This window comes from Streptomyces sp. NPDC059851, from assembly GCF_042732005.1.
Classification (GTDB): Bacteria; Actinomycetota; Actinomycetes; order Streptomycetales; family Streptomycetaceae; genus Streptomyces.
Genome location: NZ_JBHWJJ010000058.1, coordinates 1 through 19,214, shown reverse-complemented (window position 1 = coordinate 19,214; position 19,214 = coordinate 1). Strand labels below are relative to the sequence as shown.

Genomic DNA, 19,214 nt, shown 5'->3' with positions numbered 1-19,214 from the left:
AACAACCTCTCGGAACGATGGAAACGGCTTCCGACCCCGGCCGGGATGGTGCTGGACCGGAGCCGACGACCACCGACTGGGGATGGGCCGGGGGCGCGGGCAGGGGCCGGGGAGCTGCACAGCACCCGCAAGGGCTGCTGTCTTCCCTCCGTCGGCCATCACCTCTCTAGGTCATCGCTTGACTTCGCAGAGCGTTACGCCCCAATCTTCGTGGCCCAAGTCACACCAAGGGGCCAGGGAGCTCGCCAGGGGAGACATAGGCGCAGGTCAGGGCAGGTCTACGGGCGGCCCGGAGGCGGGCGCAAAACGGCCGGAAAGGGCCCGGAGGGCTAGATCTGCGCGCCGCGGAACGCGGCGCAGAGGGCTCGCGCACGCTGGTGTCGCCGGACCCGTCCGGATCCGGCGACATGTGCGAGTACCTCCGTGCCTTCCGTCCACGCGCTCCGTCAGTGCTCGCGCGGAGCGGGTACCACGCGCTCCACCTCGGGGTGCACCGTCAGTAGCTGCCGCATTGCGCTCTCGGCGCCGGCCGCGTCCCCCGAGGCGAGCGCCTCGACGATCCGCGCGTGGTGCGCGACGCAGGCGTCGCTGGGGCGGTCGCAGGTGGTCGTGGGGCTGCCGGAGACCTGGAGCGCGGCGGACACGATGCCGGAGAGGTGCTCCAGCATGCGGTTGCCCGCGACCTGGATGAGGAGGGCGTGGAACTCGTTGTCGGCGCGCGCGAAGGTGATCGCATCGCCCTGTCCGAGGGCGTGGCCCATGATCTCGACCATGTCGGCGAGGCGCTGCTGGACGTCCGCGCGGCCGTGGCCCGCGGCGAGGCGGGCGGCGAGGGGCTCGATGGTCCAGCGGAGCTCGTTGAGCTCGCGGCGCTGGTCCTCGCGCTGGGGGCCGAAGGCCCGCCACTCGATGATGTCGGGGTCGAGGAGGTTCCAGTCGGCGACGGGACGGACCCGGGTGCCGACGTTGGGGCGGGCGCTGACGAGGCCCTTGGCCTCCAGCACGCGCAGCGATTCGCGGACCACCGTGCGGGAGACCTCGAAGCGCTGGCCGATCTCCTCGGGGACCAGCGGGCGGTCCGCCCCCAGGTCGCCGGAGACGATCATCTGGCCGAGCTGTTGGACGAGTTGGCCGTGCAGCCCGCGGCCCCGGCTGCCGGCCGCGCGGCGCCCGACCCGGCTCAACTCGACGTCGGCACCGTCCCAGTGGGGCGTACCGGCGCGGTCGGTCCCGGCGGACTCCGCGTAGGGATAGCGGTCCAGCTCGCCCGGGCCGGCGAGGCCGGAGTCGGCATGGCGGGCGGCGGTCATCATGGTGTGCGCAAGGGTACTCACGAATCCTTTGTCGGCCGCGCCTTCATGAGCCTTGAGGTCTTTGGTGAAAAGCACACGAAAGGGTGATAGGCGTCACCTGCGCAATTGACGACTTATCGTAAAGAACCGGGCTTTTCATGGGGAGTTGCGGTCCCGTTCACCCGAGGTGAGCGCGCCCGGTCACTCGCCGACCCCGAACAGGGTCGTATCGATCACCAGCGAACTCGACTGCGCAATCCTGTGAACCCATAGGCGCACAACAGGACCATCAGCGACAACACCAGTGAGGTGCCGACGGGTTGGGCCATCACCCGGAGCACGCCGAGGACCAGGCGGTCGACCTCCGGGGGCCACTGCGCCCAGGCGAGTCCGCGCAGCCGGCCCACAACGCCGGTCATCGGATGGGCAGACGGGCCCTCCAGCACCTCGCGCACCAGTGGCACCACTGCGACGGGCACGGCCAACACCGTGGCCAGGCCCGCGGTCGCCGACCGGAAGACGCCCGAGGCCAGCACCCCGGCCCAGGCGCAGCCGACGAGCAGCCCCGCCCAGCTGGCGACCGGGGAGATCCACCGGTCGGGAGTGCGCAGCGGTCCGCTGCCGAAGAGGAGGTGCAGGGCCGCGGCGTCGGCCGTCACGGCGAGCACGCCGAGCAGCAGGGCGAGGGCGGCGCAGACGGCGAGCTTGGCGGCGAGCAGGCCCATCCGGCGCGGCACGGTGCCGCGGTGGGCGGCGAGGGCGGGGTAGCGGTACTCCTCGCCGAAGGCCAGCGCGCCGAGGAGGCCGGCGCCCAGGGCCGCGGGCGGCAGGGGCAGCACCTCCGGCCAGGCGGCCAGCACGCGGCTCTGCGAGGGGTGGCCGGAGCGTGCCAGGGCGAGCGCGGTGATGACGGAGACGGTGACGACGAGGGCGGCGGTGAGAGCGGGCGCGGCGGTCCCCGAGACGCGCAGCAGCTCGTAGCGCAGGGGCCGCAGGGGACCGCCCACCCTGCGCACCTGCGAGGCCGGGGGCCGGGCGGAGGGCCGCCTGTGCCCGCCGCCTCCGGCGGGGGACACGGCCCCGGTCGCTACGGGGGCTCCGCGAACGCTTCCGGCCGCTTCGGCGGAGGCTTCGACGTCGCGCGCGGAGCGCGCCTGCGGAACCGGTGGCTCCTTCGGCACGGTGGCCGCCCGTGCGTCACCGGTCTCGTCGGCGAGCTGGTGGACCAGGACGCCGTGCCGGAAGGCCGCCTCGCCGACCTCGGCGCAGCTCGTCCCGTACACGGACAGGCGGTTGCCGCTCTCCTCGACGATCTCCACCGCGAGCCGGGCGGCCCGCGCTTCCCGGCCCAGTACGTCGGCCAGCCGGGCTGCGTGCGGAGTGCGCACGGCGACCCGTGGCCGGAGCCGTGTACTCGCGAACGCGGCAGCGTCCTGGTCGGCGACGAGCCGCCCGGCGGCGATGCTGACCACCCGGTCCGCCCAGCGTGCGGCTTCCTTCGCATCGTCGGTGGTGAACAGGACGGTGCCGCCGAGGGCGGCACGGCCGTGCAGCAGATCGTGGAGCCAGCTGCGGTCGCGGACCGAGAGCCCCGCGGCGGGCTCGTCGAGGAGCAGGGTGCACGGGTCGGCGAGCAGGGCGGCGGCGAGGGCCACGCGGCGCTCCATGCCACGGGAGAGCGAGCCGAGCCGCTGGTCGCGCAGGCCCGCGACGCCGACGACCTCCAAGACGGTGTCGGCCCGGGAGGCGGGCACCCCGGCCGCCGCGCAGAGCATCCGCAGCTGGCCGCGGACCGTCCGTGAGGGGTTGCCGGGGACGTCGCCGAGCAGGACCCCGACCTCACGGCCGGGGTGCGGGATCCGGTGCAGGGGGCGGCCGCGGAAATAGGTGACACCGCGGCCCGGTTCGAGCTCCAGCATGAGCCGCAGGACGGTGGTCTTGCCCGAACCCGGTGCGCCGAGAAGGGCAGTGACGGCGCCCGGGCGGGCCTCGAAGGTGAGGTCGTCCACGAGCGGCGGAAGGTCTCGACGGGGAGTGCTGGTGAGTCCGATGGCCTGAAGCATCGCTTCTCTCGCGGGGGGTGAGACCGCTCTGCGGCAGGGTCAATTCCCCAAGCAAGATAACGCGATATGTCCGATTTTCGCGGCACGTTGGCCCCTCGGGCCTTCGTGTCGGCACCGGAGCATCCGGCCCCGGGGCCCGGAACTCAGGCTTCGGGCCGCAGCATCGGCGGGTTGAGCAGGGTGGCGCCGCCGGCCCTGAACAACTGGGCGGGCCGACCGCCCTGACGGGTCGTCGTCCCCCCGGCCGGCACGAGGAACCCGGGGGTCCCGGTGACCTTGCGGTGGAAGTTGCGGGGGTCGAGGGCCACACCCCACACCGCTTCGTAGACCCGGCGCAGCTCGCCGACGGTGAACTCGGGCGGGCAGAAGGCGGTGGCCAGGGAGGAGTACTCGATCTTCGAGCGGGCCCGCTCCACCCCGTCGCCGAGGATCCGGGCGTGGTCGAAGGCGAGTCCGGAGGACGCTTCCCCCTCGGCCGCCAGGAGCTCGTCGACGGGGGCCCAGCGCGCGCTGTTGGCGTCTCCGCCGGCCCGGGGCGCGGGCAGGTCCGGAGCCAGGACGAGGTGCGCCACGCTGACCACCCGCATCCGGGGGTCACGCTTCGGGTCCCCGTACGTGGCGAGCTGCTCCAGGTGGGCGCCGTTGCCCGCACCCGGCTCGGCGGGGTCGTGCGCGCACAGCCCGGTTTCCTCGGCGAGCTCCCGGGCCGCAGCCGCCGCCAGGTCCTCGTCCCCGCGTACGAAGCCGCCGGGCAGGGCCCAGCGTCCCTGGAAGGGCTGCTCACCGCGGCGGACGACGAGTGCACAGAGGGCGTGGCGCCGTACGGTGAGCACGACCAGGTCGACGGTGACGGCGAACGGCGGATAGGCCGACGGGTCGTAGGGAGACATGCCGCGATCATAGTCGTCTTCCTGACGATAAACAGAGCTTTCGTGATCCTGAAGACGACGACGGGCAGCCTACCCGCCCAGTTGAAGCGCATCCGCGGCCTCCTCCACCATGCCGAGGCCGACCCTGCTGATCCGCAGGGCGAAGGGCTCGCCCGCCACCCGCAGGCCGGAGAGCCGCAGCGCGCCGAGCGGGGCGCCGGACAGCGGGACGAGGGCGACCGTGCCGGCCGGGGCGTCGGGGCGGATGCCGGCGACCGCGGCCAGCACGTGCACCCCGGCGGCCGCGGCCACGGCGGCCGGACGGCAGGCGGCCGGGTGCGGGAGTGGCGCGCTGCCCGCGGTCCGCTGCTCGGCCGCGTACATCTCCGGCAGCCGGAACCCGAAGCTCTCCGCGGCGTCCAGCAGCCCCCGCAGCAGTGCGGCGGCCTCCTCCTCGAAGCCGGCCTGGGCCAGGCCGGCGACCGCCACGGCGCTCTCGTACGCCCGCACCGCCCCCGAGCGGTGACCGAAGGGGTTGTGCCCCGGCTCCCGTGACGCCATGCTCCGCAGCCCCCAGCCGGAATCCATGGCGGGGGCCGCGAGCAGCCGGGCGAGCTGTTCGGTTCGGACCCGGTCCAGCAGGCCCGGGGCGTGCAGGCCCCCACCGAGCAAGCCGGTGTCCAGGAGGTGGACGGCGGCTCCGGTGAGCCGGGGCAGCGGCCGCCCGTCGGGGTGCAGGGCAGCGGCGGGCCTCCCCCCGTCCGGGCCGTCGATCCAGAACCGGTCCAGGAACCGGGTCCGCAGCGCCTCCGCCCACTGGCGCCACTCCTGCCCGCCGGGCCGCCCGCACCCGTCCAGCAGGTCGGCGCCGAGCAGTGCGGCCCGGTGGGCGTGGGCCTGCGTCTCGCAGCGGCGCGGGCCCGGATCCGGGTCGGCGACGAACCCGTCCTCCCCCAAGGCTCCGCGGAGCCAGCCGAGGCATTGCTCCGCAGCCGGGAGCAGCCGGGCCACGTCGGCTTCGGGCATCCCCCACCGGCGCGCCTCGGCCAGTACCGCCGGGAAGGCGAGCGTGGCCTCGGTACCGGTGCACCCCGGCGGAAGCTGGGGGCCCGCGCCGCGCAGCGGACCGGGGATCTTCCCGGCATCGGGACCGCGGCCGCTGGCTTGGGCCCGGGCCAGGGTGCGCAGGGTGGCCGCGGCGAGCCCGGTCCCGAGCGGCAGCGCCATCCTGGCCGCCCACAGGGACTCCGCGGGGGCCAGACCGAGCCGCCACGGCACGCCGGCGGCGGCGAAGGCGTCAGTCGGCTCCTCGTGATCCCTCAGGAGCAGCGCGCCGAGGTCCTCGACGCTGGCCCGGAACCATGCCCCGGCCCGCGGATCGTCGCACTCGGCCCGGGCGTCGGAGAGCGGGTTGGCCACCTGCCCGGCCGGCGCGCGGGAGGTGCGGGCGTGCGTGGTCCGCAGCTCGATGGTGCGGGACTCCCCCGGCCCCAGGTCGAGCTGCCAGCGCAGCAGTCCGGCGGAGGCGAGGGCGTCGTCCGGGGCCGGTTCGGCCGCGGTGACGGCTTGCGCCTCGGTCGTGCTCCAGCGCAGTCCGGCGGCATGCACCCCTGCGGGCAGTTCCGGCCCGGCCCGGCCGGCGGCCACCGCCGCGAGCTCGGCCAGGTCGGTACCCAGCAGGATCTCCACGGGCAGCCGCACCGGGCGGGCCGTGAAGCTGCGCAGGGTGATCAGCTCGGTGCCGTCCGCGTGCCGCACCCGCTCGACGCCGATGTCGGGATCGGGTCCGGCCTCGGCGCCGGTGCGGACGGTAGCGGAGAACGAGGCCCGGTCGGCCCCGAGGCTGCGTCCCTGGACCGCGACCGGTTCCCGGCCGCCGACCCGCAGCACGCAGCGGGAGAGGAGTCGCCGCCCGGACCGGTAGATCCCGTCGATCCCGCGGCCGGTGAGCTGGCCGTGCTCGGGCGAGACGGCCAAACAGGGCGCCGATACGCAGATGACGGCGCCGTGCACGGGCGGCAGCTCGGGTCTGGGTGAGGGGGATGCAGAGTGGGCCATGGGTCGCCTTGTCTGGGCGCGCTGCGCTCCGGTCGGTTCCGCTGGGCGGCGGCGGGGCCGGGCCCCCACCACCCTCCAGGGGAACGCCCCCGCCCCCGCCCGGGTCACGGCCCCCGGCGGCAGCGCGGTCCGCCTCGCCCCGGAGCAGTCGCCGGCCCCCCGCTCCGGCGCAGCCGCATCCGCGGCGGTCGGCCGTCCCCAGCCCCGCCCGTCACGTGCCCCCGTGCGCTCCCGGGGCTTGCGCCGGCTCACCGGTCGCTCCCGGTGGTGCGGCGGCCCTCGCGGCGGCCTCCCCTGTCCTTGCGACCCGGCGGGCGGGTGAGGGCCGCGGTGCGCTTGCGGCGGGGTTCCCTGCGCCGCCGCTCGGCCCGCAGGCAGGCCCGCAGCCCTTCCGGGTCGATGCCCTCGTTGCAGGCGTGGTGGAGCAGTTGGGCGAAGCGGTAGTCGGCGTCGGCCCGGAGGGCGAGCCCCAGGGCGATGCGGGCGGTCGGCTCGTCCCCGGTGGACCACGAGACCCAGCCGGCGAGGGCGAGCGGGGCAGCCGCGTGCTCGCCGTAGGCGCCGACGCAGCGCCTGGCCAGGGCCCGCCACAGACGCAGCGCGGGAGCGGCCTCCTCGTCCTCCATCCATTCGGCCGCGATGTCCCGCGTCTCGCGGTCCTGGAGGCCCAGGATCAGGGTCGCGGCCTCGTCGTGCCCGAGCAGGGCGTCGTCCCGGTCGTCGGCACCGGTCCCGCCCTCGACGGGCGGGGCGAGCGTGAGCCGCTGCATGAGCGTGCGGGCCAGCGTGATGGTCTCGGCGCCGATCTCCTCCCGGCTCGCACCGTCGAGGATCCTCGGCACGAGGGTGGTGGCGGCGCGATCGAGCGCGCGCTCCATCTCCCGTGCGGTCGCCCCCCGCAGCGGCGCGAGCCGCGCCTCGATCTCCCGCAGCGAGCCGCGGATGCGCAAGCCCGCGAAGGTGGCGGCGGCTGCGGCCACCGAAGTGCCGGGGGCCGCCAGCGGGCTGCCCTCGGCCGGACAGCAGCGCTCGTCGGGGCAGCAGTAGGACCAGTACCGGCCGCCGGAGATGCACAGCGCCTCCAGGACGGGCACGTCGAGGGCGCCGCAGGCCAGCCTGATCCGCTGGGCCAGGGGCCGCAGCCGGGTCATCACCCGCTGGCCGCTCTCGTCGGCGCGGGGGTCCTGGTACAGGAACAGGATGATGCCGTCGGGTTTGCCGGCGCGCCGCTCGCTGCCCTGGACCAGGCAGTCGGCGACGAGCCTGGCGGTGTCCTCCCACTCCGCGGGCGCGGTGGGGATGCCGAGCCGGAGCCGGCCGCCGAAGCGTCCGCCCTCGCCGTGCACCGCGACCATGACGAGGGAGTCGGTGGGGTGGAACCCGAGCAGGTAGGGCAGCGCGTCGGCCAGCTCCGCCGGGCTGCGCAGGGTGATCTGGGGGTCGGTGGGGGATCCGGACGGGCTGATGGAGGGCCTGCCGGACGGGGTGCGCGATGCGTGCTCGTTCGTCATGCCCTGACGGTCCCGCGCGGGATCCGATCCGGAAAGCCCTGTGGATAACTCTTGATCATTCAACATCCCCAGGTTGGCGCTGCCGTTGGCGCGATGTCGGAGGCATCGGGTTGCATGGGGGGATGAACGCAGACCTGAGGTCCTCGGCCGACTCCGTACTGGCCCGTCTCGTGGGCGACACGACGGGCACCGCCCGACTGCGCGAGGACCAATGGCTCGCGATCGAGGCGCTGGTAGCGCACAAGCGGCGGGCCCTGGTGGTGCAGCGCACCGGCTGGGGCAAGTCCGCGGTGTACTTCGTCGCCACCTCGTTGTTGCGGGCGGCCGGCGCCGGACCCACCGTGATCGTCTCCCCGCTGCTCGCGCTGATGCGCAACCAGGTCGAGGCCGCGGCCCGCGCCGGCATCCACGCCCGCACCATCAACTCCGCCAATCCGGAGGAGTGGGAGGGGATCCAGGCCGAGGTGGCGGCCGGCGAGGTGGACGTCCTGCTCGTGAGCCCCGAGCGGCTCAACAACCCCGACTTCCGCGACCAGGTCCTTCCCAAGCTCGCCGCAGCGACCGGACTGCTCGTGGTGGACGAGGCCCATTGCATTTCCGACTGGGGGCACGACTTCCGTCCCGACTACCGGCGGCTGCGCACGATGCTGGCCGATCTGCCGCCCGGCGTCCCGGTGCTGGCGACGACAGCCACGGCCAACGCCCGGGTGACCGCCGACGTCGCCGAGCAGCTGGGGACGGGGGCCGGGAGCGACGCGCTGGTGCTGCGCGGTCCGCTGGACCGGGAGAGCCTGAGCCTGGCCGTGCTGGCACTGCCCGACGCGGCGCACCGGCTGGCCTGGCTCGCCGACCACCTGGGCGAGCTGCCCGGCTCCGGGATCATCTACACGCTGACGGTGGCCGCGGCCGAGGAAGTCACCGCGTACCTGCGCCACCGCGGGCACACGGTGGCCTCGTACACCGGCAAGACGGAGAACGCCGACCGCCAGCAGGCCGAGGACGACCTGCAGGCCAACCGGGTCAAGGCCCTCGTGGCGACCTCGGCCCTCGGCATGGGTTTCGACAAGCCCGACCTGGGCTTCGTCGTTCACCTGGGCTCACCGTCCTCGCCCATCGCGTACTACCAGCAGGTCGGCCGCGCCGGACGCGGTGTGGAGCACGCGGAGGTGCTGCTGCTGCCGGGCCGCGAGGACGAGGCCATCTGGCAGTACTTCGCCTCGGTGGCCTTCCCGCCGGAGGAGCAGGTACGCCGCACCCTGGACGTGCTGGGCCGGGCCGAAAGACCTCTGTCGCTGCCCGCCCTGGAGCCGCTGGTGGACCTCAGGCGCACACGGCTGGAGACCATGCTCAAGGTCTTGGACGTGGACGGCGCGGTGCACCGGGTCAAGGGCGGCTGGACCGCGACGGGCGAGCCGTGGGTGTACGACGCCGAACGCTATGCCTGGGTGGCCCGCCAACGGGCCGCCGAGCAGCAGGCCATGCGGGACTACGCGGCGACCACGGAGTGCCGCATGGAGTTCCTGCGCCGGCAGTTGGACGACGAGGCGGCGGCGCCCTGCGGCCGCTGCGACAACTGTGCCGGGGGCCGGTTCACGGCGGACGTCTCCAGCACCGCCCTGGACACTGCCCGGGGAGAGCTCGGACGTCCCGGCGTGGAGTTGGAGCCGCGCAAGATGTGGCCGACGGGGCTCGCAGCCGTCGGCGTCGACCTCAAGGGCCGCATCCCCGCCGCGGAACAGGCTGCTCCCGGGCGGGCGCTCGGGAGGCTCTCCGACATCGGCTGGGGCAACCGGCTGCGCCCGATGCTCAGCGCGGGAGCCCCGGACCAGCCGATCCCGGATGACGTGGCGCAGGCCCTGGTGGCGGTTCTCGCCGACTGGGCGCGGGGCCCGGGCGGCTGGGCCTCGGGAGCCCCGGACGCGTCCGCCCGTCCGGTGGGAGTGGTCTCGCTGCCCTCGCGCAGCCGCCCCCAGCTGGTCGGCTCCCTGGCCGCGCGCATCGCGGAGGTCGGCCGACTTCCCCTGCTCGGGACGCTGGCCTACACCGACGAGGTCCCCGCATTCGGCCTGCCCTCCTCCAACAGCGCCCAGCGGGTACGCGGACTGCACCGGGCCCTGGCCGTGCCTCCGGAGCTGGCGGCGGCACTGGCCGACACGGCAGGCCCCGTGCTCCTCGTCGACGACCGCGCGGAGACCGGCTGGACCCTCGCAGTGGCAGCCCGGCTGCTCCGCCTGGAAGGCGCGAAGGAGGTGTTTCCGCTGGTACTCGCGGTTCAGCCGTAGCCGGATGAGTCGCCGTCAGCGTGGCGGGGCAAGGATATGCACGGCATTCCGGCGAATTCCGGTCGGCGGCGCCAATTGCTCATTGCCGCGCGCTCGCGCACCACGCGAGAATTGGAGAGCTCCCGCTCGGCTCGACGGCACCCATTCGGCCCGTGCTGCGGCGCGCCCGCACTCCAGCTGTGCCCGTCCGCGGGCGTGTACCCGAAGGGAGGACCGTGACCTTCGGATTCGCCCCGCCCTCCACCTCGTCACTGGCGACGGCGGCCCGCGGCGGCAGCCGGCACGGGAGGCTGCTGGAACCCGCAGAGTGGACGGCGGCGGGCATCCCCCTGCTGCGCAATCCCCGCGAGGTCGTCAGCGGACTGCACTCCCGCCACACCCCCGTGCCGGCGACCGCGGTGATCGCCGTCCTCGACCCGGAGGAACGGCTCGTGGCGAGCGCGTCGTTCGTCCAACGGTCCACGTCAGCCGACGGCTGGGAGTACCGCAACGCCCTACTGGCCGCCCTGCGCCGGGTCCTCCCCCACGACCTCCGGCTCCGCACGCCGGTACGCACGGCCGTGTTGATGTACTGCCGCGAGGGCGACGAGCGGTGGACCGAGGAGGACGGGGCGTGGATGTGGGGGCTGCGGGACGCTTGCACCCTGCACGGCTTGCGCTGCGGCGCGTACATCACGCTGACCCGCAACGGCTGGCAAGTACTCGGCGAAGGACGCGGCGGGCGGCGCCCCAGCTCGGAGTCGCGACCGGAGCGGCTCGGCGACACCGTGGCCGAGTTCGCCCCGCTGAGCCTGAGCACCGGTGGCGGCGCGGCCGAGGCCCTGCGCCGTACTGCCGCACGCTGACGCGCCTCCAGCCCGTTCGCACGTCCGCCCGTCCGGCCGCCGAGCCGTCCGGACACGGGGTCGTGCCCGCGCGGACCTCGTACGGGCAGCCCTTGCGGCCGTACACCCTGGGCGGGCGTACGGCGGTTCGGGCCGAAAGAACGGGCTTCAGCGGGGCCGGCTACGGCCAGCCCCGCCCCTCGCCCGCACTGGGGTACGGGGCGTCAGACGCCCGCGCCCAGCACGGAGTTGATCTGCTGCCGGTCGCCGCACACGACCAGCAGCGCACCGGCCCGCGCGAGCGCGACCGGCAGAGCGGAGGCGGCGGCCTCCGCGGATCCGCCGTTGGCCGCGAAGACCACGACAGGGCGGGCGGCGGCCCGCTCGACCTGCGCGGCGTCCGCGTAGAACACGTCGTCCGCGGCGTCGTGCTGGGCCCAGTAGGCGGCCTCGCCGAAGGACAGTTCGTGAGCGGCCCACGGGTGCAGTTCGCCGGTGGTGAGCACGAGGATGTCACCGGGCGCGCGCCCGGTGTCGAGCAGCAGGTCGACGGCCTCTTCGGCCGCGTCCAGCGCGCCCTCCGCGGAGGCCGGGATCAGCTGGATCTGCGGCACCGCCGTGGAAACGGACGGTGCGGTGGTGGCGGGCCCGGCCGCGGGTGCGGCCTGCGCTGCCCGCTGTGCGGGCGGCGCGGGCCGGGCGGCGGGACCGGGGCGCCCGGGCCGCGGGGCGGCGGCGGGACGCGGACCAGGTACGGGGCGGGGGGTCTGCGCGGCGCGGCTCGCGGCCGGCGTCACGCGGGGACCCTGGGCACTCTCGTGAATCTGAGGCTCCTCGGGGATGAGAGGCATGAGTTGATATCTATCAAACACCGGTACGAAACGTACCGGTGGGGGGCGCTTGGGTGCGATCAGAAATCGAAGCCGAGTTGGCCTCCCATTTCCAGCTCCATCGCTTCCTCGCTGCGCCGCACCTTCTTCAGGTGACGCCACCGGGGCAGCGCGTCCAGGTACGACCACGAGAGCCGGTGGTACGGGGTGGGCCCCAACTCCGCCAACGCGGCCCGGTGCACGGGCGAGGGGTATCCGGCGTTGGCGCCGAAGCCGTAGGCCTCGAACCCGCCGCCCTGACCGCCGAGTTCGGCCATCATCCGGTCGCGCCGGACCTTGGCGATCACCGAAGCCGCGGCGACGGCCACGCAGGACTGGTCGCCTTTGATCACCGTACGGACCTGCCAGGGGCCGCCGAGGTAGTCGTGCTTGCCGTCGAGGATCACCGCTTCGGGTCGTACGGGCAGCGCTTCCAAGGCGCGCTCCGCGGCCAGCCGCAGCGCGGCCGTCATCCCGAACTCATCGATCTCCTCCGGGGAAGCGTGCCCCAGGGCGTACGAGGTGACCCAGCCCTCCAGGATCTGGAGGAGGTCGTCGCGCCGCTTGTGCGTGAGGAGCTTGGAGTCGGTGAGCCCTTCGGGCGGCCGGCGCAGTCCGGTGATCGCCGCGCACACGGTGACCGGACCGGCCCAGGCCCCTCGTCCGACTTCGTCTACCCCGGCGATGACCTTGGCGCCGGTGGTTGCGCGGAGGGAGCGTTCGACGGTGTGGGTGGGTGCTTCGTAGGCCATGGCGCCAGCAAGATTACGCCGCCCCGGGCCGCCTGCACACCCCGGCCCGGGTGGAGTCCGCGCGACGGCCCGCACGACGGCGCGCCCGTCGGCCCGGGCACCGGCCGCCGCGGGTCCGGACGAACGGTTCCTCCTCCGCATTCCGGACCCCGTACGTTCGCTCCCGCACACCCTCATCCGTCATGCTGACACCGCCACTGCGACACGGAAGCCAAAACGGAACCCGCACATCCACCGAACCGCAGCCCTTCGATATCCGGTGCAGTGCAAGATCCCTGATCAGCGACGACCCGTCGCACCGACCTCACGCAGACCAGGCCATAGGGCCGGATTCCCTACGGGGCGTCGCATTCGTGAAGGAATCCGGTCGCCGACAGCACGAGGGCCCGGACGCGGGATCCCATCCCGGTCCGGGCCCTCGTACCGCCGCGGAGCCTCCCCTACTCGGAGCGGCTCGCGAACCCGCCGAGGCGATGGCAGACCTCGTAGGGGGCGGTCACCGGACGCTCGCCGAGGATCTTCCGCGCCCGGTACTCGGCGACGCTCATCGCGTACCACGGCTCCCGGCCGGCCCGCGAGAGCTCGTCGTTGATCCCGCGCAGGGCGCAGGAGCGGTGGGGTTCGGGCAGCCGGTCCAGGGCGGGCACCGCGTCCGCCGACAGGAAGCGGAAGTAGGCCAGGTCGATCTTGCCGGTCGCCCGGAAACGGTCCGCGTTCTTCTCGGCCACCATGCCGTCCGGGGACATCAGCCCGAACGCGAGGGCCGCGGCCGCGGCGCTGCCGACGACCGCACGGGGCAGCCAGCGCGCACCCCAAACCCCGGAGGCCATGATCAGCGCGATGACGAGGCCGAGCCAGAGCTCCATCGCGGCCACGGACACCCGCAGCTGGGTCAGGCCGTACGCGTCCACGTACAGGTCCATGCGGCGCAGCGCGGAGGCGACCACCACCAGGGTCAGTGCGCAGAGCGTGCCGAGGACGACGCGGACGAGCCGCCGGTCGGCGGGGCCGGAGCGCGGGGCCCAGCGCAGCGCGAGCGCGATCACGGCGAGGGTGAGCAGGGTCGCCCAGAGCAATTGCCAGAAGCCCTGGCGGGCGTAATCGGCGTAGGTGAGCCCGGTGCTGCGCAGGACCTTGTCGTAACCCCCGAAGAGAACGGCGAGTTGGACGGCGTTGAAGCCGGCGAAGAGCAGGTCCAGCACGATCAGCGGCAACGCCCACTCGACGCGGGAGCGGGGCTTGCCTGCGGATATCTCGATCCGGTCCCAGCGCGACGGCGCCGCGGCGGTGCGGGCGAGGCCGAGCGCGACGACGGCCGCCATGAGGAAGAGCAGCAGCCGCACCGGGCCGTCACCGATCGAGACGTCGGGGATGAGCTCGCCGAGCAGGTCGGCGAAGGCCGCGTCGGCGGAGGCGAACAGGGCACCGAAGAGCACCAGCAGCACCACTGCCACTCCGGTCGCCTTGATGACGGGCATCCAGCGCCCGCGGTCGATGCCGCTGCCCCGCGAGCGCAGCCCGGCCCAGGCCCAGCGGATCCCCGTCACGGTCCCGTCGACGAGACCGAGCGGGCTGAGCAGCGTGCCGTGCCAGGTGCGGCTGCCGTGCAGGGCGAGCGCACCCGCGAGGAGGGCGCCGAGCAGCGCGAGGGTGATGGGCCAGCCGGAGTCGCGCAGCGCGGGCACGGCGAGGAGGGCCGTGCAGCCGAGCGCCCAGGCCACGGTCCACGGGCGGACGGTACGACCGGCCGCGCGGGCGGCGGCGTACGCGGCCGCCATCGCGGGCAGGGCGGCGAGCAGCAGGCCGGGCCCGAGGCCGTCGCCGAGGAACAGGGCGGCGGCCGTGCCGGCGGCGAGGGCGCAGGCCAGTACGGCGGTGGAGACGGGCGCCGCTTCGGCGGGCTGGGCGGCCACGGCCCAGGACAGCGGGGCGATGGACCAGGCGCCGCTGCCCTTGCGCTCCTGTCGGGCCCGGTACTTCTGCCAGGCTGTGGGGTCCCAGCCCGGGGGTGGCCCGACGGGCGCCTGCGGGAGGACACCCGCGGCCGGGAATCCCGCAACGCCCGTCGGCGGAATCTGCGTCCCCGGTTGCGGGTTGGCGCTTTCCGACGCCGCCCCGGCGGTGACAGCCCCGGACCCCGCCCCGGCGGTGACAGCCCCGGACTCCGCCCCCGAGGTGGCTTTCCCGGACCGGGCCCCCGCGGTCGAGCCCCCGGCCTCTGCCCCCGGGGTCGAGCCTCCGGATGCTGCCCGAGCGTTGACGTCCCCGGACGCCGGCTTCGCTTCCTCAGCGTCGGCGTTCTCTGCCATCGGGTTTCCTCCCTGTCAGCCGCCGCCGCCAGGCTGCGGAGGCGGCGAAGCGCACAGGTTAGGCGTGTGACGCGGTTCTGCCGGCTCCGACGAACGCCTGTGGCAGGACCGTGACAATCCGCGGCGCGGAGGGGGATCCGTCCGGCTGCCGACTAATGCGCCGGCGCCTGCGGGAGCCACGGCGGGAGGGCTTCGGTGCGCGCCAACCACGCGGCCGGCAGCACCTCCTCCCCGCGCCCGCCCAGCACCCCGCCGACGATCGCGCAGGTCGTATCGACGTCCCCGCCCACCTGCGCGGTGGTCCAGAACGCCTGCTCGTAGTCGTTCAGCGAGCGCGCCGCCGACCAGAGGGCGAACGGCACCGTGTCGTGGGCGCTGGTGCGGCGCCCGCAGCCCAGGACGGCCGCCACCGTGGTGGCGTCGCCGTAGTCCAGCATGTCCCGCGCCCGCCGCAGCCCAGCACCCACGGCGCTGCGCGGCACCAGGGCAATGACGTTGTCCAGCAGGTCGGCGGCCGTCGGCGGGCCCAGCGGATCCGCCACCAGCGCTGCTGCCGCGGCGACGGCCATCGCCCCGCAGACCGCCTCGCGGTGCTGGTGGGTGGTGTAGGCGGAGATCTCTGCCTGGTGGGTCGCCTGCTCGGGGTCGCCGGCGTACCAGGCGCCCAGGGGCGCGATGCGCATGGCCGCACCGTTGCCCCACGAGCCCTGCCCGTTGAACAGTTCGGCGGCGAGGGTCCGCCAGTCCTCGCCCTCCCGGATCAGGCGCAGCATCCGGTTGACCGCGGGACCGTAGCCGCGGTCGAAGTCGTGGTGGTGGGCGAAGGAGTTGGCGAGGGCGTCCTGGTCGATGCGGCCGTGTTCGGCGAGGACCGCGACTACCGAGCAGGCCATCTCGGTGTCATCGGTCCACTGCCAGATCTCGGTGCCGGCGGGCAGTTCCCGGCGCTTGAGCAGGGGGTAGTTGACGGGGACGAAGTACTGGGAGCCGAGGGCGTCCCCCAGGGCCAGCCCGCGGAGGCTGGCCATGGCGCGTGCGAAGCGCCGTTCGGAAGAGGAATCAGCGGTCATCGCGCGTCACTTTAGCCGTCCAGGTCGTAAGGCTCGGGTGTGGTCCACCGCTCAAATGGGCGGTCCAGGCGGTAGCGGCCGTCGGGGCCCAGCATGAGCACCCGGTATTCGCCGTTCCCGGGGTTGGAGAGGCATTCGAATTCGGCCACCGACCAGTGGAACCAGCGCATGCAGAACAGCCTCATCGTCAGCCCGTGCGTCACGAGCAGCACGTTCGGCGGGTGGTCGGGGGCTTCGAAGCTGCGGTGGAGGCTCTCCAGGAAGGAGCCGACCCGGTCGTAGACGTCGGCTCCGGACTCGCCTTGCGCGAAGCGGTAGAAGAAGTGCCCGTAGGCGTCCCGGTAGGTCTTCTGCAGGCGTACGTCCTCCCGGTCCTGCCAGTTCCCCCAGTCCTGTTCGCGCAGCCGGGGCTCCTCGCGCACCCGGACCCGCGCCGGGTCCAGCCGCAGGTCCCGGAAGGTCTGCAGGGTCCGGCGGTACGGGGACACATAGGCGCTGACGCGCTCACCGCCGAAGAGCTCGCGCAGCCGCTCGCCGGCCTCGGTGGCCTGCCGGTGGCCCAGAGCGGTCATCCGCAGGGCGTGGTCGGGCTCCCGCTCGTACACGGTGTCGTCGACGTTGCCCTCGGACTCCCCGTGCCGGACGAGGACGATGCGCCGTGGTCTTGCCATTCCCCGACCCTATGCGGCCTCCGGGGTGCCCGACACCCGGGCACGCCGGGCAAGCTGCCGATCTTCGTACGGTCATACCGTCCAGGAGGCCTCCAGGTCGACGACGTCTCCGGTGAGTGCCTCGACGTCCGCCTCGGTCTGGGCGCGCAGGGAGAGCCGCTCCACCCGTTCCTGCCGGTACTTGCCGTGCTCGGCGGCCGCATGCCACATCGACAGGACCAGGAACTCCCGGCCCGGGGCCTCCCCGAACAGACCGCGGACCATTCCGGGCGACCCGGCCATGGCCGGGTTCCACACCTTCTCCTGCATGAGCGCGAAGTGGTCCAGGCGCCCCTCCCGCACGCGGGTGTGGGCCACGCGGACGACGTCGGCATCGGTGAAGCGCGGCTCGAACCCGGTCTTCACGTCGAAGCGGTGGTCGAAGAGGCTGACCCGCGCATTGGTGTACGTGCCGGCTTGGGCCGCGGCAAGCCGGTCGTACGAGCGGGCCATGAACGAGTCGTAGAAGGAACGGCTCTCCCAGAACGCGAAGACATGCGCGACCCCCTGCCTCCCCCGGCTCCAACCGCCGCCCTGTCCCCGGAATCCCGGCTCCCCCGGCAGCCCCGCCCATTTGCGCTGCCCGCGCTCGAACCCGCGTCGGTCCGTCACCGTGCAGCGAATCCACTTGACCAGCACGGCGTCATGGTACGGGCCCGGCGCGGCCGCGGTCAGTCCCCAGCGCGGTTCACCCGGTCCAGTTCCTCCGCATCCCGCTCTGGGAGGCGAAGACCGAACTCGCGGTCGAGTACGGCGGGCAGATCGCCGGGGTCGACGGGGCGGTGCTCGCTGCGCCCGTCGGGGTACAGGCGGGTGAGCTTCCGCCCGACGAGTGCGGTCCGGACGGCATCGCCCGGCTTCTGGACGATGACCTGTCCGATGAATGCGGACCGGGGATGCGTGGAGCTGTAGTGGTTCAGCAGGACGTAGTCGACGGGGTGGTAGTGCTGCGGGGAGAAGGCGTACAAGTCCCGCCAGGTGTCCCCGTGCAGCAGGGACAGCGCGAGGATGCCGTCCTCCTCCTGTCGGACCGCGTAGGTCCAACTTCCTTGCGTCACTTCGGCTCCGGGCCGGCCCAGCGGGACCGGTTCGAGCGGGCCCTGGTGGCCGAACCCGGCGTCGCACAGCCAGGGTTGGCCCTCGACGGTGACGACGAGGACGGCGTGCGTCACCGGGAGCAGGGTGTCGCCCCGGGTGCGGTTGCGGGCGCCGCGCCCGGACACCTCGAAACCGATCCGCTGCAGGGCAGCCGCCAGCAGCGAGTTCTGCTCGTAGCAGTAGCCGCCGCGACGACCGTGCACGAGCTTGTCCTCCAGGGCCTTGACGTCCAGCGCGATGGGGCGGCCGAGCAGCACGTCCAGGCTTTCGAAGGCCACGGCACCGGTGTGGGCCCGGTGCACTGCGTACAACGTCTCTAGGTCCGGCCGGAGTTCCCCGCCGTCCCCGACGGCTCCGGCGTACCCGATCCGCGCGAGGTACGCCCCGAGATCCAGCTGGTCACCACTCCACATGACGCTTCCCCGTTCCGGCCTCTCGGGCCCGTAAAAGTCCGTAGGCGCTCGCCCGCCGCGCTCGCACAATGATCGGCATGACGGCCCTGCACACCAACCCCCTCTTCGCCCGCCTCGCCGATGCCGAGAACGTCCTGGTCGCCGGCGCCGGCGGAGGCTTCGACGTCTACGCCGGACTCCCGATCGCCCTCTCGCTCCTCCACCAGGGCAAGCGCGTCCATCTGGCCAACCTCTCCTTCAGCGCGCTCGCCGGCCTGCCCCTCGACGCCTGGGTCGCGCCGGACGTCGCGGCGATCACCCCTGACACCGCACCCCACCAGGCGTACTTCCCCGAGCGGACGCTGGCCCGCTGGCTGAAGCTGCACGGCTACCCGTCCACGGTCCACGCCTTCCCGCAGCTCGGGGTGCAACCCCTGCGCGCCGCCTACCGGACCCTGGTCGAACGGCTCGGCATCGACGCGGTCGTCCTCGTCGACGGCGGCACGGACATCCTGATGCGGGGGGACGAGGCCGGACTGGGCACCCCGGAGGAGGACCTGGCCAGCGTCGCGGCGCTGGCCGCCCTGGACGACGTCGTGGAACGCCTCGTGGTCTCGGTCGGCTTCGGGGTGGACGCCTACCACGGGGTGAGCCACGCCCTGGTCCTGGAGAACATCGCGGCGCTGGACCGCGAGGGGGCGTACCTGGGCGCGTTCTCGATCCCGCGGGCCACCCGGGAGGGGGCCCTCTACCTGGACGCGGTGGCACACGCCCAGCACCAGACTCCCGACCACCCCAGCATCGTGAACGGGTCGATCGCGGCGGCCGTCCGCGGCGATTTCGGCGACGTGCGCTTCACGGAGCGGACCAGGAACAGCGAGCTGTTCGTCAATCCGCTGATGTCACTGTGCTTCGTCTTCGACCTGCCGGGCCTGGCGGCGCGCTGCCTCTACCTGGACCGGATCGAGGACACCCACCTGATCCGCCAGGTCAGCTCGCGGATCGCGGAGTTCCGCGACGGGATCGCGACCCGCCCCGCCCGCCGCATCCCCCACTGAGGGAGCGCCCCCAGGACGACGCCCAGGGTCGGCCCGGGGCAGCACGACGGAGGGGAC

At 73.9% G+C, this 19,214-nt stretch carries 15 protein-coding genes; 3 read left to right on the top strand and 12 right to left on the bottom strand.

Features of this window, described 5'->3' with window-relative positions:
* Window positions 1-446 precede the first annotated feature (446 nt).
* The 5 genes from ACFV7Q_RS20690 to ACFV7Q_RS20670 form a co-directional block, all read right to left on the bottom strand.
* Window positions 447-1,334: a FadR/GntR family transcriptional regulator gene (locus tag ACFV7Q_RS20690; protein ID WP_385430330.1), complete on the bottom strand. Its 888-nt coding sequence runs from the start codon at window positions 1,332-1,334 to the stop codon at window positions 447-449.
* 191 nt (window positions 1,335-1,525) lie between these two features.
* Window positions 1,526-3,355, bottom strand: a complete 1,830-nt coding sequence (locus ACFV7Q_RS20685) for an ATP-binding cassette domain-containing protein (RefSeq protein ID WP_385430328.1) — start codon at window positions 3,353-3,355, stop codon at window positions 1,526-1,528.
* 143 nt (window positions 3,356-3,498) lie between these two features.
* A complete protein-coding gene (locus ACFV7Q_RS20680) occupies window positions 3,499-4,245 on the bottom strand; it encodes an NUDIX domain-containing protein (RefSeq protein ID WP_385430326.1) in 747 nt (248 codons plus the stop codon).
* A gap of 69 nt (window positions 4,246-4,314) precedes the next feature.
* Window positions 4,315-6,282: a glycogen debranching N-terminal domain-containing protein gene (locus ACFV7Q_RS20675; RefSeq protein ID WP_385430325.1), complete on the bottom strand. Its 1,968-nt coding sequence runs from the start codon at window positions 6,280-6,282 to the stop codon at window positions 4,315-4,317.
* Between the two features lie 248 nt (window positions 6,283-6,530).
* Entirely contained in the window at window positions 6,531-7,793 is a 1,263-nt protein-coding gene (locus ACFV7Q_RS20670) for a DUF4192 domain-containing protein (RefSeq protein ID WP_385430324.1), read from the bottom strand.
* Between the two features lie 122 nt (window positions 7,794-7,915).
* Here ACFV7Q_RS20670 and ACFV7Q_RS20665 point away from each other — a divergent pair, with 122 nt between their 5' ends.
* Both ACFV7Q_RS20665 and ACFV7Q_RS20660 read left to right on the top strand, forming a co-directional pair.
* A complete protein-coding gene (locus ACFV7Q_RS20665; RefSeq protein WP_385430322.1) occupies window positions 7,916-10,075 on the top strand; it encodes a RecQ family ATP-dependent DNA helicase in 2,160 nt (719 codons plus the stop codon).
* 215 nt (window positions 10,076-10,290) lie between these two features.
* Window positions 10,291-10,920, top strand: a complete 630-nt coding sequence (locus ACFV7Q_RS20660) for a hypothetical protein (protein ID WP_385430320.1) — start codon at window positions 10,291-10,293, stop codon at window positions 10,918-10,920.
* A 203-nt stretch (window positions 10,921-11,123) separates the two neighbouring features.
* Here the strand turns inward: ACFV7Q_RS20660 and ACFV7Q_RS20655 are convergent, their stop codons facing one another.
* The 7 genes from ACFV7Q_RS20655 to ACFV7Q_RS20625 form a co-directional block, all read right to left on the bottom strand.
* Window positions 11,124-11,750 carry a hypothetical protein gene (locus tag ACFV7Q_RS20655; RefSeq protein WP_385430318.1) on the bottom strand — a complete coding sequence of 209 codons (627 nt, stop codon included), beginning with the start codon at window positions 11,748-11,750 and terminating at the stop codon, window positions 11,124-11,126.
* Between the two features lie 59 nt (window positions 11,751-11,809).
* Window positions 11,810-12,520, bottom strand: coding sequence for a ribonuclease HII (locus tag ACFV7Q_RS20650; protein ID WP_385430317.1), 711 nt, complete (start codon window positions 12,518-12,520; stop codon window positions 11,810-11,812).
* A 440-nt stretch (window positions 12,521-12,960) separates the two neighbouring features.
* A complete protein-coding gene (locus ACFV7Q_RS20645; protein WP_385430315.1) occupies window positions 12,961-14,829 on the bottom strand; it encodes a DUF4153 domain-containing protein in 1,869 nt (622 codons plus the stop codon).
* 152 nt (window positions 14,830-14,981) lie between these two features.
* Window positions 14,982-15,899 carry an ADP-ribosylglycohydrolase family protein gene (locus ACFV7Q_RS20640; RefSeq protein ID WP_385430313.1) on the bottom strand — a complete coding sequence of 306 codons (918 nt, stop codon included), beginning with the start codon at window positions 15,897-15,899 and terminating at the stop codon, window positions 14,982-14,984.
* A gap of 11 nt (window positions 15,900-15,910) precedes the next feature.
* Window positions 15,911-16,570: a histidine phosphatase family protein gene (locus ACFV7Q_RS20635; RefSeq protein ID WP_385430312.1), complete on the bottom strand. Its 660-nt coding sequence runs from the start codon at window positions 16,568-16,570 to the stop codon at window positions 15,911-15,913.
* 72 nt (window positions 16,571-16,642) lie between these two features.
* Window positions 16,643-17,248, bottom strand: coding sequence for a YdbC family protein (locus tag ACFV7Q_RS20630; protein ID WP_385430310.1), 606 nt, complete (start codon window positions 17,246-17,248; stop codon window positions 16,643-16,645).
* A gap of 32 nt (window positions 17,249-17,280) precedes the next feature.
* Entirely contained in the window at window positions 17,281-18,120 is an 840-nt protein-coding gene (locus ACFV7Q_RS20625; protein ID WP_385430308.1) for an arylamine N-acetyltransferase, read from the bottom strand.
* A gap of 77 nt (window positions 18,121-18,197) precedes the next feature.
* Here ACFV7Q_RS20625 and ACFV7Q_RS20620 point away from each other — a divergent pair, with 77 nt between their 5' ends.
* Window positions 18,198-19,157, top strand: a complete 960-nt coding sequence (locus ACFV7Q_RS20620) for a DUF1152 domain-containing protein (RefSeq protein WP_385430306.1) — start codon at window positions 18,198-18,200, stop codon at window positions 19,155-19,157.
* The last annotated feature ends 57 nt before the right edge of the window (window positions 19,158-19,214 follow it).

Coding starts and splice junctions, on each gene's coding strand:
- ACFV7Q_RS20650 (WP_385430317.1), bottom strand. CDS start 12,520: ATGGCCTACGAAGCACCCACCCACACCGTCGAACGCTCCCTCCGCGCA.
- ACFV7Q_RS20670 (WP_385430324.1), bottom strand. CDS start 7,793: ATGACGAACGAGCACGCATCGCGCACCCCGTCCGGCAGGCCCTCCATC.
- ACFV7Q_RS20640 (WP_385430313.1), bottom strand. CDS start 15,899: ATGACCGCTGATTCCTCTTCCGAACGGCGCTTCGCACGCGCCATGGCC.
- ACFV7Q_RS20680 (WP_385430326.1), bottom strand. CDS start 4,245: ATGTCTCCCTACGACCCGTCGGCCTATCCGCCGTTCGCCGTCACCGTC.
- ACFV7Q_RS20645 (WP_385430315.1), bottom strand. CDS start 14,829: ATGGCAGAGAACGCCGACGCTGAGGAAGCGAAGCCGGCGTCCGGGGAC.
- ACFV7Q_RS20635 (WP_385430312.1), bottom strand. CDS start 16,570: ATGGCAAGACCACGGCGCATCGTCCTCGTCCGGCACGGGGAGTCCGAG.
- ACFV7Q_RS20655 (WP_385430318.1), bottom strand. CDS start 11,750: ATGCCTCTCATCCCCGAGGAGCCTCAGATTCACGAGAGTGCCCAGGGT.
- ACFV7Q_RS20620 (WP_385430306.1), top strand. CDS start 18,198: ATGACGGCCCTGCACACCAACCCCCTCTTCGCCCGCCTCGCCGATGCC.
- ACFV7Q_RS20685 (WP_385430328.1), bottom strand. CDS start 3,355: ATGCTTCAGGCCATCGGACTCACCAGCACTCCCCGTCGAGACCTTCCG.
- ACFV7Q_RS20665 (WP_385430322.1), top strand. CDS start 7,916: ATGAACGCAGACCTGAGGTCCTCGGCCGACTCCGTACTGGCCCGTCTC.
- ACFV7Q_RS20625 (WP_385430308.1), bottom strand. CDS start 18,120: ATGTGGAGTGGTGACCAGCTGGATCTCGGGGCGTACCTCGCGCGGATC.
- ACFV7Q_RS20675 (WP_385430325.1), bottom strand. CDS start 6,282: ATGGCCCACTCTGCATCCCCCTCACCCAGACCCGAGCTGCCGCCCGTG.